13 protein-coding genes and 2 pseudogenes are annotated in these 16978 nt (G+C 66.8%); 12 read left to right on the top strand and 3 right to left on the bottom strand.

Annotated features, from left to right (window positions below):
• Nucleotides 1-59 precede the first annotated feature (59 nt).
• The 5 genes from J2X45_RS12000 (at nucleotide 60) to J2X45_RS11980 (ending at nucleotide 5460) form a co-directional block, all read left to right on the top strand.
• On the top strand, nucleotides 60-2162 hold the full coding sequence (locus J2X45_RS12000; protein WP_404980059.1) for an ATP-binding protein: 2103 nt from the start codon (nucleotides 60-62) through the stop codon (nucleotides 2160-2162).
• A gap of 10 nt (nucleotides 2163-2172) precedes the next feature.
• Nucleotides 2173-2997, top strand: a complete 825-nt coding sequence (gene folP / locus J2X45_RS11995; protein ID WP_310214954.1) for a dihydropteroate synthase — start codon at nucleotides 2173-2175, stop codon at nucleotides 2995-2997.
• Nucleotides 2998-3161: 164 nt separating this feature from the next.
• Nucleotides 3162-3965 carry a bifunctional hydroxymethylpyrimidine kinase/phosphomethylpyrimidine kinase gene (thiD, locus tag J2X45_RS11990; protein WP_310214953.1) on the top strand — a complete coding sequence of 268 codons (804 nt, stop codon included), beginning with the start codon at nucleotides 3162-3164 and terminating at the stop codon, nucleotides 3963-3965.
• Nucleotides 3962-4546 (top strand): nucleotidyltransferase family protein, encoded by a 585-nt coding sequence (locus J2X45_RS11985; protein ID WP_310214950.1) that lies wholly within the window; start codon nucleotides 3962-3964, stop codon nucleotides 4544-4546. The genes thiD and J2X45_RS11985 overlap by 4 nt, the downstream gene beginning before the upstream one ends.
• 92 nt (nucleotides 4547-4638) lie before the next feature.
• Nucleotides 4639-5460 carry a PhzF family phenazine biosynthesis protein gene (locus J2X45_RS11980; protein WP_310214948.1) on the top strand — a complete coding sequence of 274 codons (822 nt, stop codon included), beginning with the start codon at nucleotides 4639-4641 and terminating at the stop codon, nucleotides 5458-5460.
• 12 nt (nucleotides 5461-5472) lie between these two features.
• Here J2X45_RS11980 and J2X45_RS11975 read toward each other — a convergent pair whose 3' ends face one another.
• Both J2X45_RS11975 and J2X45_RS11970 read right to left on the bottom strand, forming a co-directional pair.
• Nucleotides 5473-5838 (bottom strand): hypothetical protein, encoded by a 366-nt coding sequence (locus J2X45_RS11975; protein WP_310214945.1) that lies wholly within the window; start codon nucleotides 5836-5838, stop codon nucleotides 5473-5475.
• Nucleotides 5839-5994: 156 nt separating this feature from the next.
• A pseudogene (locus tag J2X45_RS11970) lies at nucleotides 5995-7904 on the bottom strand (ATP-binding protein).
• 146 nt (nucleotides 7905-8050) lie between these two features.
• Between J2X45_RS11970 and J2X45_RS11965 the strand changes: the two are divergent.
• The 6 genes and pseudogenes from J2X45_RS11965 to J2X45_RS11940 all read left to right on the top strand — a co-directional run bounded on the left by J2X45_RS11965 (nucleotide 8051) and on the right by J2X45_RS11940 (nucleotide 12410).
• Nucleotides 8051-8380 carry a hypothetical protein gene (locus tag J2X45_RS11965; RefSeq protein WP_310214942.1) on the top strand — a complete coding sequence of 110 codons (330 nt, stop codon included), beginning with the start codon at nucleotides 8051-8053 and terminating at the stop codon, nucleotides 8378-8380.
• Between the two features lie 70 nt (nucleotides 8381-8450).
• Complete coding sequence (locus J2X45_RS11960; RefSeq protein ID WP_310214939.1) at nucleotides 8451-8873, top strand: hypothetical protein; 423 nt, start codon at nucleotides 8451-8453, stop codon at nucleotides 8871-8873.
• Nucleotides 8874-9008: 135 nt separating this feature from the next.
• Nucleotides 9009-10184 carry a phosphoserine transaminase gene (locus J2X45_RS11955; protein ID WP_310214938.1) on the top strand — a complete coding sequence of 392 codons (1176 nt, stop codon included), beginning with the start codon at nucleotides 9009-9011 and terminating at the stop codon, nucleotides 10182-10184.
• Between the two features lie 24 nt (nucleotides 10185-10208).
• Nucleotides 10209-10299: pseudogene (locus J2X45_RS11950) on the top strand (hypothetical protein); the annotation flags it as partial.
• Nucleotides 10300-10322: 23 nt separating this feature from the next.
• Nucleotides 10323-11903 carry a phosphoglycerate dehydrogenase gene (serA, locus tag J2X45_RS11945; protein WP_310214935.1) on the top strand — a complete coding sequence of 527 codons (1581 nt, stop codon included), beginning with the start codon at nucleotides 10323-10325 and terminating at the stop codon, nucleotides 11901-11903.
• Between the two features lie 141 nt (nucleotides 11904-12044).
• Nucleotides 12045-12410, top strand: a complete 366-nt coding sequence (locus J2X45_RS11940; protein WP_310214932.1) for a VanZ family protein — start codon at nucleotides 12045-12047, stop codon at nucleotides 12408-12410.
• Between the two features lie 276 nt (nucleotides 12411-12686).
• On the opposite strand, the gene J2X45_RS11935 is transcribed toward J2X45_RS11940, so the two are convergent.
• A complete protein-coding gene (locus J2X45_RS11935; RefSeq protein WP_310214929.1) occupies nucleotides 12687-15923 on the bottom strand; it encodes a carboxyl transferase domain-containing protein in 3237 nt (1078 codons plus the stop codon).
• Between the two features lie 121 nt (nucleotides 15924-16044).
• Between J2X45_RS11935 and J2X45_RS11930 the strand changes: the two genes are divergently transcribed.
• The gene (locus J2X45_RS11930) at nucleotides 16045-16833 is read left to right on the top strand and encodes a protein imuA (protein ID WP_310214926.1); all 789 of its coding nucleotides are present in this window, start codon (nucleotides 16045-16047) and stop codon (nucleotides 16831-16833) included.
• The last annotated feature ends 145 nt before the right edge of the window (nucleotides 16834-16978 follow it).

The following is a 16978-nucleotide window of genomic DNA, read 5'->3' as shown; positions in this document are numbered from 1 at the left end:
CAGACGCGAGAACCCGTTAAAAGCTTCGCCGTGCAAGTGCGGTTCCGGGGCTGTTTCGATTGGATACCGTGTCCGCCGCCGAGCCAAAGGGCTCGCCCACCCTGTTGGGTCCGCCGGCCTTCCTTGCGGGGCTAGGCGAACAGGGACGCGCCATCGCGATGTTCGACTGGTCCAAAACCGCCTTGGGCTCCCCCGAAGCGTGGTCTGCAGCGCTCAAGGTCTCGGCCGGCATGATGCTGGCCTCCCCGATTCCCTCGTTCCTCGCGTGGGGGAACGGGGCGGTGATGCTGCACAACGACGCCGCCAAGGTCCTGTTCCCATCGCTGACCTTGGGCGTCGGGGGCGCCGAAGCCTTCCCCATTCAGGAGATCGGCGCGATGCTCAGTCGCGCGCAGGCTGGCGAGAGCCTTGTGCGCGAATATGTCAGCTTCGTGCGGGAGAACGGGGAGGCGGCCTGGTGCAACTTGATGTTCTCGGCGGTGCGGGCCGATGATGGCGAGGTGCAGGGGGTTCTCGTCCTCTGCAACGACATCACCGAAAGAGTTCGGCAGGAACGCGCCCATCGCGCCGACGAGCTTCGCTTCCAGGCGCTCTTTGAGTCGATGGACGAGGGCTTCTGCATCATCGAGTTCCTCGATGGTCCGCACGGTCCCGACAGCGACTACGTCCACATCATGGCCAACGCCGCCTATGAGCGGCACGCGGGCATTCCTGACGTCGTGGGACGGACGCTTCGCGGGATGGTTCCCGACGAAGCAGACGCCTGGGTGGCGCGCTATGGCGCGGTGCTGCGGACAGGGGCGCCGATCCGCTTCGAGCAGGAACTCGTGGCGACAGGCCGCCATCTCGAACTGTCCTCGTTCCGGATCGAGCCACCCGAATTGAAGCAGGTCGCGGTGCTGTTTCAGGACGTCACCGCCCGCAAGCGCGCCGAGGCCGAGCTCCGAAGTCTCAATGAGACGCTTGAGAGCCGCATCACCCAGGCGCTGGAAGAGCGTGCGCGTACGGAAGAAGCGCTGCGCCAGGCGCAGAAAATGGAGGCCGTCGGACAGCTGACAGGCGGCCTGGCGCATGATTTCAACAATTTGCTGGCTGGCATCTCGGGCTCATTCGAGATGATTGGCGCACGCTTGGCTCAGGGGCGCACGGGCGAGGTCGATCGCTACCTCGCGGCCGGTCAAGGGGCGGCGCGGCGGGCGGCGGCCCTGACCCATCGCCTGCTCGCCTTCTCGCGCCGCCAGACCCTCGCGCCGCGCCCAGTCGTGGTCAACAGGCTGCTGCCAGACTTCGTCGAGCTGGTCCGTCGGACCGTCGGACCATCGATCGAGGTCGAGAATGTCGCGGCGACGGGCCTCTGGCCGACTTTGGTCGACGCCAACCAGTTGGAGAACGCGCTCCTCAACCTCTGTATCAACGCCCGCGACGCGATGCCGGATGGCGGCAAGATCACGATCGAGACCGGAAATCGTTGGCTGGATTCGCGCACCGCCCGCGAACACGGGCTAGACGCAGGGCAGTATGTTTCGGTCTGTGTGAGTGACACGGGCACAGGCATCGACAAGGCGACGCTGGAGCGCGTCTTCGACCCCTTCTTCACCACAAAGCCCATCGGGCAAGGCACAGGCCTTGGTCTGTCGATGGTCTATGGCTTCGCCCGGCAGTCGCACGGCCATGTTCGGATCTATTCCGAGGTAGGGCAGGGCACGATGGTCTGTCTCTATCTTCCCCGCCATCTGGGGGAAGAAGAGATCGACACCCAGGTCCCGTCGTCGGACGCCCCGCACGCCCACGCTGACAGGACAGTGCTCATTGTCGACGATGAGCCGACGGTGCGGATGCTGGTGGTCGATGCGCTGTCCGAGTTGGGTTACGCGTGCCTGGAGGCGTCCGACGGCGCCGCAGGCTTGAGGATCCTGCAGTCGGGTCGGCAGGTTGACCTGCTGATCACCGACGTCGGCTTGCCTGGCGGCCTGAACGGTCGGCAGGTGGCCGACGGCGCCCGCGCGATCCTGCCCGCACTGAAAGTGATGTTCATCACAGGCTACGCTGAGAACGCCGTGCTCAACCACGGCCATATTGAATACGGCATGGAGGTGCTGACCAAACCCTTCGCGGTCAGCGATCTGGCGGGGCGGGTCGACCGGATGCTGGGAGAGGCGTAAGGCTGGCTCCATGAGCACCGCCTATCGGCCCCGGGTCATGGGGATCGTCAACGTCACGCCCGATAGCTTCTCCGACGGCGGCCAGTTCTTCTCGGTCGCCGATGGGATCGAGCATGCCCGCCGAATGATCGCCCAGGGCGCCGACATCCTCGATATCGGCGGCGAGAGCACCCGGCCGGGCGCGACGCCGGTCTCGGAGTTCGACGAGATCCTGCGCGTGGTCCCCCTGATCGAGGCGATCCGCAAGGCCAGCGACATCACCATCTCGATCGACACCATGAAGCCCGGCGTGGCGCGTGCGGCGATCAAGGCCGGAGCCACGATCTGGAACGATGTCGCCGCGCTGCGTTTCTCGCCGCAAGCGCCAGAGGTCGCCGCCGAGCTGGGTTGCGAAGTGGTGCTGATGCACATGCTTGGCGAGCCCGGGACGATGCAGGACGCGCCCCGCTATGATGACGTGGTGGCCGAGGTCGAGGCCTTCCTTCTGGCGCGGGCGTTTACAGCCATGGCCGCGGGGGTGGCCAAGGAGAAGATCTGGCTGGATCCCGGAATCGGCTTTGGCAAGACGCTGGAGCACAATCTTGCCCTGCTGGCGGCTCTCCCACGCTTCGTGGCCTTGGGCTACCCGATCTTGCTCGGCGCCAGCCGCAAGCGGTTCATCGCCGGGATCGATCCGTCGGCCCATGAGGCCAGCGATCGTCTGGGCGGCTCGATCGCCGCGCACCTGGTCGGAGCCCAGGCGGGCGTGGCGGCCGTACGGGTGCATGACGTGCGCGAAACCGTCCAGGCGCTGGAGGTTTTTCGGGCCGTTCGCAGCGTCGCGCCAACAACCTGAGGCGCGCCCAAGCGCCCTTTGTGCGCGTCCGATTCCCGCCTAGAGCCTCGCGCGTCAAAACGGAATCGATTTGACGCGATAACGAGGCTCTAGATCAAACACTTAGAGCGTAACGCGCGCCGAAACCGGTTCCCACTTTCGGCGTCACGCTCTAGGAACGCTGCATGTCTCAAGCTCACAAAGGTCGTGTTCTCGTGATCGCCGGCTCGGACTCCGGTGGCGGGGCGGGAATCCAGGCCGATATCAAGACCATCACCGCGCTGGGCGGCTACGCCGCCACCGCAATCACCGCCGTCACGGTGCAGAACACCCTGGGCGTCACGGGCGTGCACCCTATCCCGCTGGAAGTGATCGCCGCCCAGGCCCGGGCCGTGCTGGATGATATCGGCGCTGACGCCATCAAGACGGGCATGCTGGGCGATGCGGCGGTGGTCGAAACTGTGGCCCAGGTGCTGGACCACGCCGGCGGCGTTCCAGCCGTCGTGGACCCCGTCATGGTCGCCAAGGGCGGCGCTTCGCTCCTGGCTGAAGCGGCGATCGGCGCGGTCAAGAGCCTGATGATTCCGCGCGCGGCCTTGCTCACGCCCAACGCGCCCGAGGCCGCTGCGCTGACCGGGATGACCGTTGAAACCACCGATGATCTGCGTCGCGCTGGCGAGGCCTTGCTGACGCTCGGCGCCCGGGCGGTTCTGATGAAGGGCGGTCATGTGGCGGGCGATCGTGTTGTCGACGTGCTGATGACCGCAGCGGGCGAGACCACCTTCGAAGGTGAACGGATCCAGACGCGCCACACCCATGGCACGGGCTGCACGCTCGCATCGGCCTGCGCCACGGGTTTGGCCAAGGGGCTCAAGCTGGAAGAGGCCGTCGCCGAGGCCTGGAACTATGTGCACGAGGCCATGCTGCGCGCGCCGGGGTTTGGCGCGGGCCACGGTCCCCTTGATCACGGCTGGACTCTGCGGACATGACTTCGAGCCTGGAAGACCGCTTTGTTGAAATCGTCCGGGGCGTCCCCTCGACGATGCAGGTGCTGGAGACTGTCCGCGCGCTCGATCTGCCTGATTGGATGATCTTCTCCGGCGCCGTGTACCAGCCTGTCTGGAACCACCTGACGGGCCGCGCGCCGGACTACGGCATCAAGGACTATGACGTCGCCTATCACGACGACAGCGACACCTCCTATGAGGCCGAGGACGTGGTGATCAAGCGCGTGGCCGCAGCGTTTGAGCCGCCGCTCCGTGATCTTGTGGAGGTTCGGAACCAAGCCCGCGTGCACCTGTGGTTCGAGAAGAAGTTCGGCGCCGACGAGCCTTATCCGCCGCTGGAAGACAGCGCCGCGGCCTTGAAGCGCTTCGTGGCGACGGCCTTCTGCGTGGGCGTACGCTTGGAAGCCGATGACAGGCTCCGCGTGTGGGCCCCGTTCGGACTTGAAGATCTGTTCGCCATGCGACTGCGTCCCAATCCGCTGCGATTGAAAGGGGCGGGGGGCTGGGAGCGGACGACGGCGTCGGCCAAGGCGCGCTGGCCGGAGATCACGATCGAGCCCTGAGCCGGGATTGTCATCGGGACAATAAAGGCTTTGCCGACCGCGCCCGCCGCGCATAACAGCGATGTCCATCGGATTTCGCCAGAGCTTTCGCCATGCGCCAGTGGACCATCGACGCCTTCGCCAACGGGCCCTTCAAGGGCAATCCCGCCTGCGTGCTGGAACCCTTCGAGGCTTGGCCGTCGGCGGCGTGGATGCAAGCGCTCGCGGCCGAGAACAATCAGGCCGAGACAGCCTATTTGTTGCGGACCGAAGACCCCGCTCGCTTTGGTTTGCGCTGGTTCACCCCGACGCTGGAGGCGCCGCTGTGCGGGCATGCGACGCTGGCGGCGGCCCATGTGCTGTTTGGCGAACTGGGCGTTGATGTCCCGCTTTTGACGTTCGACACCTTGTCAGGACCCCTGACGGTGCGCCGAGCCGGCGGCGGCCTGGAAATGGACTTTCCTGCGGATCCGCCCCGCCGCACCGAAATCCCGGATGGCCTGGAGGCGGCGCTTGGCGCAAAGCCGCGGGAAGTCTGGGCCGGCGCCTATCTGATCGCGGTGATGGACGACGAAGGGGCCGTCCGCAGGCTGAATCCGGACCTTGGAGCCTTGAAGGGTATCGGGGGAGAGGCGACCGGCGGCCCGGGGCAGACCGTTGTGGTCGCGCAGGCTGACGAAGGCGCGGGTTACGCTGTCGTCAGCCGGTTTTTCGCGCCTGGCTTCGGGATTCCGGAGGACCCCGCGACCGGTTCGGCGCACTGCATCTTGATGCCGCTCTATGGCGAGAAACTTGGCGCGCAAACGCTCAAGTTCCATCAGGCCTATCCGGGCCGAGGCGGAGACTTGGAATGCGAAAGCCGCGGCGCGCGCGTTCTGTTGCGCGGCCGCAGCTTCACGGTCATGGAAAGCCAACTCCGGCTGGAGCCGGTTTAGCCTTGGGTTTGGCTACCAGCGACGGTCGCCGCGGTAGTCACGATCGTAGCCGTAGCCGTAGCCGTAGCCGTAGTCGCGGTCATGGCGCTCGTAGCGGATCTGAGCACTGATGCGGTCGAAGCGACGGTCCAGGTCGGCGCGCTCCCAGCGGCTCAGGCCATTGTGACGGTAGCGATACTCGAGGCGCGCAGTCTCGCGCAGCTCGGCGCGCAGGCGATAGGCTTCGCTTCGGGTCAACGAGCCGTTGCGCAGGCCCATATCGATGCGGCGCTCCAGCCGGTCTTGGCGCTCATTGATCGACTGGGCCGAGGCCGCGGCGGGAACGGTGGCGGCCGCCAGGGCCGAGACCGCAACGATCGGGATCAGGATCTTCTTCATCGGTTCGGTTCCTCTTCGAATGTCTCCGTCGCCACCAGAGGGAAGGGGTGGAGGCGACGTTGAGCTAAGAGAAACACGCCCCGCCTGAAGCGGTTCTGAGCCGCTCGTTATCTTGCGTTCATGTTGAGCGGAGCCCTGAGGCTCTCGCCGCGCGGCCTATGCGGCGTGGGAAATTCGGGTGTTGGCCACCGCGCCTTCGATGGCGTCGTACAGCTTGCTCACCTCGATCGGCTTGGCGACGTGTCCGTCCATGCCGACCGCCAGATACTCCTCGATCTGATGCGCCAGGGCGTTCGCGGTCACGGCGATGATCGGCGTGCGTCGGCGCTTTTCCGCGTGCTCCGCAGCACGGATGGCCCGCGCGGCCTCGACTCCGTCCATGACGGGCATATGGATATCCATCAGCACGACGTCGAAGTTGCCGTTGCGCCAGGCCTCCACGCAAGCCGCGCCGTCGTCGACCAGCGTGACTTCGGAGTTCAAGGGCGCCAGGACCGCCGCGACAACCTTCTGGTTGGTCGGGTTGTCGTCGGCCGCCAGGATCCGAAGACGCGGCGACTCGGCGGGCGATGGGGCGACGACTGGGTCGCCGTCGTCGATATAGTGGACGTCGGTCAGGGTCTCTTCACGCGGCAGGGCGACGAGCACGGTGAAGGTCGAACCACGCCCCTCGCGGCTTTGCACCTTGATCGACCCGTTCATCATCGCCGCCAACTCGCGACAGATGGCCAGTCCCAGTCCCGAGCCCCCAAAGCGACGCGTGGTCGAGCTGTCGGCTTGCACGAACTTGTCAAACAGGCGCGGGAGGATTTCGGGAGAGATTCCGATACCGGTGTCGGCCACGTCGATCCGCAGGCCCGAGCCGTCTTCGGCCGAGGCGAAGCGAACAGCGACCGCGCCGTCCAAGGTGAACTTGAGGGCGTTCGAGATCAGGTTGCCCAGAATCTGACGCAGACGATCGGCGTCGCCGCGCCACAGGCCCTGCGCCTCCGGGGCCACCGCGACTTCGAAGGCCAAGCCCTTGGCCCGCGCCTGAGGGGCGAAGGTCTCACGAATCGACTGCGCCAGCTGGGCGATATCGAAGGGACGGTCCTGGATCTCCAGTCGCCCGGCCTCGATCTTCGACAGATCGAGTACGTCGTTCAGAACGCCCAAAAGCACCGCGCCGGACTCGCGGATCACCGACAGGCGTTCGCGCTGAACATCGCTCAGCTTGTCCATGGCCATGACGTCGGCCATCGCCAGCACGCCATTTAGAGGCGTGCGAATCTCGTGGCTCATGTTCGCCAGGAAGTGCGACTTCAACACGTTCGCGGCGTTCGCATCGTCGCGGGCCTTGACCAGTTCGGCCATCGCGCCACGCAGGTCCTGGTCGTTGCACTCCAGGCGCGCCACCAGATGGTTGAAGCTCTCGGTCAGGCTGCGGAACACGTCATCGTCGGCGGTCTCCTCAACAGCCTTGAAGCGGCCGCCGACCGCAGTCTCATGCATGGCCTCGGAGAGGCGCTCCATCGGGCGAGCGAGTCTGCGCGCGAGACTGTTGGCCAAAAGGATGGCCATGCCGGCCGCGCCGAAGAACAGCGCGCCGGTCAGCGCCAGGTCTCGCGCCAGGGTCTGGGCCAGGCGAGGGTGCTTGGCGACTAGCACCAGCGTGCCCACGGTCTTCGAGGACAGCTTGATGGGCTGTTTCAGCGTATCGACGTCCGAGGGATTGGCTTCGCCCAACTGGGCGACAACCCGCCCCTTGGCGTCTATGATGCGGACGCCCGCAACGCCCGGCGCCTTGGCCACCGCCTCAAGAGCTCGGTAGACGCCGACCATGTTGTGGTCCGCCAGGGGCGCCGCCGCCCCGGCCGCGGCCATCTGCACAAGCACTTCATGATTCGCACGCGCTTCTTGGCGGGCCACGCTCCACTGCTGGAGCATGAAGCAGAGACATGCGGCCACCAGCGCCAGCACGGTCGTGGCCAAAGCCACGCCGGCGATCCGCGCCTGCAATGGCGCGTGACTTGACGCGTTGTGGTTGCGGATTTGGCTCATCGCGCCCAGGAGTTCAACTTGGGCATAATTTGCCTGAATGTTCCTAACGCTTCACTTCCATCCGAAGCGAGAGCTGCGCGTCAAAACAACGCTAACGCACATTTTTCGCGTTGCTTTCGCGTTAACATTCCGTTTACCTTTGCCATTAGTGTTTCGTTAAACGGAGGCGGGTGTGGAAAAGGTTTTTGTTGCTCAGCGCGTGGCTACCAAGCTGTTCGCCACGGAAGCTGCAGTCGACGCTGCTATGGTCGAAGTGTCGGGCATGATGGCCGAGTTGATGCAGGCCCGTAAGGACCTGGGTCTGTCTGCCACGGTTGGTGACGCGGCCTGCACGAAGGTCGCCGACGCAATCCAAGCGCTCGCCGCCGCGCGCAGCGCAATCGTCGAGGCTCACAGCCAACTGGATGAAACGCGCCTGCGCGTTGGCATCCGCACCCGCATGGGCGGCCTGATCAAGGAAGAGCAGCTTCCGCCGCCGCAGGGCCTCCGGGAAGTTGTCTAGGCTTTCATCATCGCACATTGCGATAGTTTAACACTCTAGGCCTCTAATCTCGGTTAGAGGCCTAATTGTTATGTTCGCCCACCTGCAAATCCTCGTACTGATCGGTTGGCTTCTTTTGGCTGTAGCCTGTGTCACCGCATGGCGGTGGGGGGGCGAGGCCGAAAGGCGAGGGGCGCTTTTAGTCCTCGTCGTGACCATCGGGTTCACCCTTTCGGGCTCCATCGCCGATACGAACGCCGTACGTGGTGTCTACCTGACTCTCGATGGCGCATTGGCTTTAGGGCTGCTTCTGCTGGCGTTGCGCCATACGACCGCATGGCTGGGCGTCGCAGTCCTGTTGCAGGGCGTGCAGTTCAGCCTTCACGCCTACTACCTCGTCGCCAGCAAGAGCTACGACAAGCTCTACGCCACCGTGAACAATCTGGTGACGCTTGGCGTCCTTTCCTCTCTGCTGGTCGGTGTGGCTCTGGCGGCCCGCCGCGCCGCAAAATAATTTCCCAAGGCGCGCGTAAATCCGCGCCCCGCGACAAATCTCTCCTTGCAATTCCGGCCCAGACGCGGTTTCTCGCCGGCGGGCCACGCCCCCCCAACGGGGCGCAGTCCATCTGTAAGGATGGGAGACATCGCTATGACCACGACCCTCGCCAAGCCGGCGATCCGCCCGGCTCGTCCCGAGTTCTCTTCCGGCCCCTGCGCCAAGCGCCCCGGCTGGACCCCCGAAAATCTCAGAAACGCCGTTCTGGGCCGCTCGCACCGCTCCAAGCTGGGCAAGGCGCGCCTGAAGGCCGCCATCGACCAGACGCGCGAAGTGCTGGAAGTGCCCGCCGACTTCCTGATCGGCATCGTCGCCGGATCGGACACCGGCGCCGTCGAAATGGCGATGTGGTCGATGCTGGGCGCGCGCGCCGTGCAACTGCTGGCCTTCGAGTCCTTCGGCAAGGACTGGGTCACGGACGTCACCAAGCAACTGAAGCTGCCCGACGTCGATGTGCTCAGCGCCCCGTACGGCCAGCTGCCCGACACCACCAAGGTCGATCCGGCCAAGGATCTCGTCTTCACCTGGAACGGCACGACCTCGGGCGTGCGCGTGCCCAACGCCGACTTCATCTCGGCGGACCGTGAAGGCATCACCATCTGCGACGCCACCAGCGCCGCCTTCGCCCAGGACCTCGACTGGACCAAGCTCGATGTCGTGACCTTCTCCTGGCAGAAGGCGCTGGGCGGCGAGGGCGCGCACGGGATCCTGATCCTGTCGCCGCGCGCCGTGGCCCGCCTGGAAAGCTACACGCCGGCTTGGCCGATGCCGAAGCTGTTCCGCATGACCAAGAACGGGAAGATCGCCGCCGACATCTTCGAGGGCGCCACCATCAACACCCCGTCGATGCTCTGCGTGGAAGACGCCCTCGACGCCCTGAAGTGGGCCTCGTCCATCGGCGGTCTGCAGGCCATGCAGGCCCGCGCAGACCAGAACCTGAAGGTGCTGGCCGACTGGGTCGAGAAGACTCCGTGGGTCGACTTCCTGGCCGCTACGCCGGAAATCCGCTCCAATACCTCGGTGTGCCTGAAGGTCGTGGATCCCACGATCGCCGCCCTGCCGGAAGACGCCCAGGCCGACTTCGCCAAGAAGCTGGCCAGCCTGCTCGAGAAGGAGGGCGCGGCCCTCGACATCGGCGGCTATCGCGACGCCCCGGCGGGCCTCCGCATCTGGTGCGGCGCCACGGTCGAGGCTTCGGATCTCGAGGCCCTGACGCCCTGGCTCGACTGGGCCTTCGCCACCGTCTCGGCCGAACTCGCCGCCGCTTAAAGCTTCTCCCGCACAGCAGCTGAAATCCTCGTCCTTCGACAAGCTCAGGATGAGGATTTCAGACCCGCATTTCAGTCGCCCTCATCCTGAGCCCGTCGAAGGACGAGGGCGGCTACCGGAAAACTGGACAGATCTCCCATGACCGCTCCCCGCGTCCTGATTGCTGACAAGCTCAGCCCCGCCGCCGTCGACATCTTCAAGAACCGCGGCCTGGACTTCGACATCAAGGTCGGCCTCTCGAAGGACGAACTGATCGCCGTGATCGGCGACTATGACGGCATCGCCATCCGCTCGGGCGCCAAGCTCGACAAGGACGTCATCGCCGCCGCGAACAAGCTGCGCGTCATCGCCCGCGCCGGCATCGGCGTCGACAATGTCGACATCCCGGCCGCCACGGCCAAGGGCATCGTCGTGATGAACACGCCCTTCGGCAACTCGATCACCACGGCCGAGCACGCCATCGCCATGATGTTCGCCCTGGCCCGCCAGATCCCCGCCGCCGACGTCTCGACCCAGGCCGGCAAGTGGGAAAAGAACCGCTTCATGGGTGTGGAGCTCTACGCCAAGACCCTCGGCCTGATCGGCGCCGGCAACATCGGCGGCATCGTCGCCGACCGCGCGCTGGGCCTGAAGATGAAGGTCGTGGCCTACGACCCCTTCCTGTCGCCCGAGCGCGCCGTCGAGATGGGCGTCGAGAAGGTCGAGCTGGAAGACCTGCTGGCCCGCGCCGACGTAATCACCCTGCACACCCCGCTGACCGACAAGACCCGCAACATCCTGTCAGCCGAGAACCTGGCCAAGACCAAAAAGGGGGTGATGATCGTCAACTGCGCCCGCGGCGGCCTGGTCGACGAGGCGGCCCTGCGCAAGCTGCTGGATGACGGCCATGTCGCTGGCGCCGCCTTCGACGTGTTCGTGACCGAGCCGGCCAAGGAAAATCCGCTGTTCGGCTCGGACAAGGTCGTGGCCACCCCGCACCTCGGCGCCAGCACCAACGAGGCGCAGGAAAACGTCGCCCTCCAGGTCGCCGAGCAGGTCAGCGACTACCTGCTGACCGGCGCGGTCACCAACGCCCTGAACAGCCCCTCGATCACGGCCGAAGAAGCCCCCAAGCTGAAGCCGTTCGTGGCCCTGGCCGAGAAGATCGGCGCCTTCGCGGGCCAGATGGTCGACTTCGGCGTCAAGGCCATCGACATCGCCTATGAGGGCGAGGTTTCGAACCTGAACGTCAAGCCGATGACCTCGGCGGCGCTGGCGGGCGTGCTGAAGCCGATGCTGGCCGAGATCAACATGGTTTCGGCCCCGGCCATCGCCAAGGAACGGGGCATCACCGTCTCGGAGAGCCGCCAGGAGGTCAGCCCCACCTATGACAGCCTGATGCGCGTGACCATCACCACCGAAAAGGGCAAGCGCGCCTTCGCCGGCACGGTGATCGCCGGCGCCCCGCGCATTGTCGAGGTGAAGGGCATGGAGCTGGACGCGGCCTTCTCGCCGGCCATGCTGTACGTCAACAACCTGGACAAGCCGGGCTTCATCGGCGCGCTGGGCATGATGCTGGGCGAGGCGGGCGTCAACATCGCCACCTTCAACCTGGGCCGCGTCGCCGCCGACGAGGACGCCATCGCCCTGGTCGGGATCGACCAGGCGCCGGATGCTGGCCTGCTAGCCAAGATCCAGGCGCTGCCGCACGTGAAGGAAGCGCGCGCGCTGACGTTCTGAGGTCAAGATGCTCCCCCGCGGTGCGGGGGAGCTGTCACGGCGTGACTGAGGGGGCTAAGGCCGTACCAGCCTTGCTGGCCCCCTCCGGCCCTCTGGGCCACCTCCCCCGCATCGCGGGGAGGAACTTGCCAAAGGTCCCGAATGTCGCTGCTTGTCCCCCGCAAGATCCGCTGGCCTGGCCTCCTGGTCTTCGTCGCGGCGGTCATGTTCACGCTGTACGCAGCTCTCGCGCCGGGCGACGACACCGCGGGCCTGATCCCCTGGGACAAGGCCAAGCACTTCATCGTCTTCTATGGCCTGACCTTCCTGGCGGCGATGGCTTTGCCCAAGAGCCGCTGGTGGAAGATCGCCGCCGTGTTGCTGGTGTTCGGTGTCGCTATCGAGATCCTGCAGGGCCTGCCGATCGTGGGGCGCGACGCCGACGTGTTCGACATCGTCGCGGACGCGCTGGGCATTGGCTTCTTCTTTGGCCCGATCATGGTTCGTGACGGGCTGAACAGAGACTAGAGCATTTTTCGAGCGAAGTGGTTCCGGTTCGCGTGAAGAAAAATGCGTCAAAACAAAAGATTAGAGCTCACGGCCTGACGCAGTCAGGTCGTGAAATGCTCTAGCCCCAGCGGGACCTAAAGAGACCGACCTCCCCGGCGAATGCCGGGGCCCAGATTCATCCTGGGAGCCTGCCGTGTCTGCGCCAAAGGCTGTATTCGCGCCTGCGGACGTTCGTGGGTTCGATCTGGACCCCGGCATTCGCCGGGGAAGTCGGATGGCAAGGCGCAGGGGCCCTTAGAAGCTGTCGACCCGCACCTCCCACGGCCTGCTCATCGCAGAGGCCGCGTCCAGTCCTCCGATCACCCAGCGCCGCGTATCGGCAGGATCGATGACCGCGTCGATCTCCAGCGCCGCCGCCATGCTCGTGGCCTTGCCCGCTGCATAGAGCCTGGCGACCAGTTGGTCGTAGAGCGCCTTCTGCTTGACCGGATCGGTCTCGGCCTCCAACTCCTTGCGGTAGCCCAGCTTGACCGCGCCCTCCAGGCCCATGCCGCCGAACTCGCCCGTGGGCCACGCGGCGATGAAGGCGGGGCTGTGGAAGCTGCCGCCGGCCATGGCCTGAGCGCCCAAGCCGTAGCCCTTGCGGGTGACGATCGTGAACACGGGCGAGCGCAGCTTGGCGCCGGCGATGAACTGGCGGCTGACGCGGCGCACGGCGGCGGCGTCCTCGCTGTCCGGACCCACCATAAAGCCGGGGGTGTCGCACAGGCTCAGGACCGGCAGGGCGAAGGCGTCGCACAGCTGCAGGAAGCGGGCGGCCTTCTCGGCGCCCTCACAGTCGATGGCGCCGCCTAAATGGCGCGGGTCGTTGGCGATGAGGCCCATCGGCCGGCCCTCGATCCGGATCAGGCCGGTGACCATCCCGGCCGCGAAACCGCCGCGGAGTTCGAGGAAGGAGCCTTCGTCGACGAGGCCGGTTATCAGGGCGCGCACGTCATAGACCCGCAGGCGGTTCTCCGGGATCGCGTGGCGGAGCCGGCGCTGGTCCGGCGCGGTCCAGGTCGGGAGAGGGCCCTGGAAGTAGGACAAAGCCTGCTTGGCCAGCCGCGTGGCGTCAACCTCGTCGTCCGCCAGGATGTCGATGACGCCGTTCTTCCACTGATGCGCCGATGGGCCGATCTGCTCGGGCCGGAAAACGCCCAGCCCGCCGCCCTCGATCATGGCCGGACCGCCCATGCCGAGGTTGCTGTCGCGGGTGGCGATGATGATCTCGGACAGACCTGCGATGGCGGCGTTGCCGGCGAAGCAGCGGCCGGCGACGATGGCGATCTTGGGAACCAGCCCCGACAGCTGGGCGAAGCTGCGGAAGGTCGGCACGTCCAGGCCGGCCACGGCGGTGGTGTCGGTGTCGCCCGGCCGCCCGCCGCCGCCCTCGGCGAACCAGACCACCGGCAGCTTCTGGTCGGCGATCACCGCCATCAGCCGGTCGGACTTGCGATGGTTCATCGCGCCTTGCGTGCCGGCCAGCACGGTGAAGTCATAGGCCAGCGCCGCCGTTCGCGCCTTGTCGGGCGGGAACAGCGCGCCATTGACCGTCCCGATGCCGGTGATCAGGCCGTCGGCGGGGGTGTTGAGGATCAGGTCCTCGGTCGTGCGGCGACGCTTCTGGGCGGCGATCGCCAGGGCGCCGTATTCCAGGAAGCTGCCCGGATCGACCAGATCGTCGATGTTCTCGCGGGCGGTGCGATGGCCGGTCTTGCGCCGCTTGGCGACGGCGTCGGGGCGAGCCTCGTCCAGGGTGTGACGATGGCGGGCGACGACGTCGGCGAGGTCGGGGCGGAGCGCGTCCAGATCTTCCTCGATGGTCTGGGTATCGGCGGCGCCCTCGACATCAGCGGCTTCCAGGAACATCAGGGGCTGGCCTTCGGCGACGGTCTGTCCGGCCTCGATGGCGATCTTGACCACCCGGCCGCCGGCGCCGGCGCAGACGAGGTGCTCCATCTTCATGGCTTCCAGAACCGCTAGAGCCTGACCCGGACGGACGAGGTCGCCTTCGCGGATGGTGATCGCGCCGACCGTCGCGGCGAGGGGCGCGACGACGGGCTCGGCTCCGGCGATGGTCTCGAAGACGCCGGCGGTCGTGTGCGCGTCCGGCGTCAGGCGTTCAGCTTGCGCCACAAGGGTCTCGGCGTGCTGTGCAATGAAGGTTGTCGTGGCCTCGCCGGTCACGGCGCTCGGATGGGCCAGGAGGGCGCGGACCAGCGGCGCGGTGGTCGCCACGCCGGCGACCTTCAGCTCGGCCAAGGCGCGATCCAGCCGACTGGAGGCTTCGCTGGGCGTCCGCCCCCTGACGATCACCTTGGCGAGAAGGCTGTCATACGCCGCGCCGATCGTCTGGCCAGCGATCACCCCCGCGTCGACGCGTACGCCGGGACCGCCTGGCGGCGTCCAGGCGCTCAGAGTTCCGGTGGAGGGCCGCACCTGCCCCTCGGCGGTCAGGGTCTCGGCGTTGATCCGCGCCTGGATAGCCACGGCGAACGGCGGCGGGGCGTTGGTCAAGCCAAGCTCCCCTAGGCGCTTGCCCGCGGCCAGATCGAACTGCAGCCGTACGAGGTCAAGGCCCGTGACCTCCTCGGTCACTGTATGCTCGACCTGCAGGCGGGGATTGACCTCGATGAAGAAGGCCTCGCCGTTCAAGGGCGAGCTCGGATCGACCTCGACCAGGAACTCGACCGTCGCCAGGCCGCGATAGCCTGCGCACAGGCGCTCGGACCAGCCGGCGAGGGCGGCGCGCAGGTTGTCGGACAGGGTGGCCGGCGCGATCTCGACCAGCTTCTGGTTCCGCCGTTGCAGGGAGCAGTCGCGATCGCCCACCGCCAGCACCTCGGCGCCGTCGCCCACGATCTGAACCTCGATATGGCGGGCGTGCTCGATGAGCTTTTCGGCGTAGAGGCCGCCGTCCCCGAACGCGGCTTGAGCTTCGCGTTCGCAGGCGGCGAAGGCGGCGTCCAGTTCGCCGGGATCGAGCACCATGCGCATGCCACGTCCGCCGCCGCCGGCCCGGGCCTTCAGCATGATCGCCCCATGCTCGGCCTGGAAGGTGCGGGCGGCCTCCAGCGTGATAGCGCCGGTTCCGGGGATCAGCGGCAGGCCGCGCTCGGCGGCCAGGGCGCGGGCGGCGGCCTTGTCGCCGAAGACCTCCAGGTGCTCGGACGAGGGGCCGATGAAGGCGATCCCGGCTTCGACGCAGGCCCGGGCCAGGGCAGGGTTCTCTGACAGAAAGCCATAGCCGGGATGCAGGGCGTCGCAGCCCTGCGCCTTGGCGGCGGCCACCACAGCGGCGACGTCGAGATAGGCCCGCGCGCCCGCGCCGGGCAGGGCGACGGCGTGATCCGCCGCGCTGACATGCGGGCTCTGCGCGTCGTCAGGGGCGTACACGGCCACACTCTGGATCCCCGTCTCGGCCGCCGCGCGGGCGATCCGGACGGCGATCTCGCCCCGGTTTGCGATCAGAACTCTGGAGAGGGACATGACGCTTCCTGCGGGGCTTCATACGGCCGTTTGAGACACTTTGGCCGCTCGTGAGCGACTCTCCAAGCCTTGACTCTCCAGCTTGAAAAGATCAGAACAGAAGCAGAACACGGAGTGGGAAATGGCCGGATCGCGCGAGGCGCGTCTTGCGGCCCTGAGAGGCCGGATCGCCGCGATGGAAGCGGGGACTCGGACTCCGACTCCGGTGCTCTCGTTTGGAGAACAGGCGATCGACGGATGCTTTCCGGGCGGTGGTCTGCCGCTGGGCGGCTGGCATGAGGTGACCGGCGCGGGGTTGGAGGATGAAACCGGGGCGGCGCCCGCCACTTTTGTCGCGCAACTGATCCGTAGGCTGACGGATCGTAGGGGCGGCGTTGTGGTCTGGGTGGCGCGGCGCGCCGACCTCTTCGCGCCTGGCCTGCTGGGGCTGGGCTTTCCGGCGGGGCGGCTGATCCAGGTCCGGGCTCGCGACGAGGCTGAAACCCTGTCGCTGCTGGAGGACGTGCTGTCGACCCAAGGCGTCGCGGCCGCTGTGGCCGAGGCCGAGGCGCCCGACCTGACCGCTGGGCGCCGTCTGCAACTGGCCTGTGAGAAGCGGGGCGGTTTTGGCGTGGTGCTGCACCGCCGTCCTTACGGCGGGCGGGCGGGCGGCAAGCCAAGGCTGGTCTCAGGCTCGGCGTCGTTCAGCCGCTGGCGGATCGCGCCTGCCCCCAGCGGCCCGCCGCCGGATGACATCGGCCTGGGGCCGCCGAGATGGCGGGTTGAACTCGAGCGCTGCCGGGGCGGGCGTCCCGGCGGCTGGATCTTGCAAGCTCAGGAGGCCGGCCATGGCCCGCATCCTTTCCGTCTGGTGTCCCAACTGGCCGATCACGACGTGGCGGCGACGGAATCCGTGCGGCGCGTCGGGTAAACCATCCTCCCCCCAGGGGGGAGGAGGCCGCAGGCCGGAGGGGGAAGAGGCGGGGGGCGCTGGACTTCCCCCTCCGTCGCCTACGGCGACACCTCCCCCGCTAGGGGGAGGATTTCCCTTCGCCCTCCTCGTCTCTGAACGCGGA

This window comes from Caulobacter sp. BE264, assembly GCF_031457805.1.
Lineage (GTDB): Bacteria > Pseudomonadota > Alphaproteobacteria > Caulobacterales > Caulobacteraceae > Caulobacter.
This window is presented reverse-complemented; position numbering and strand designations above follow the sequence as displayed.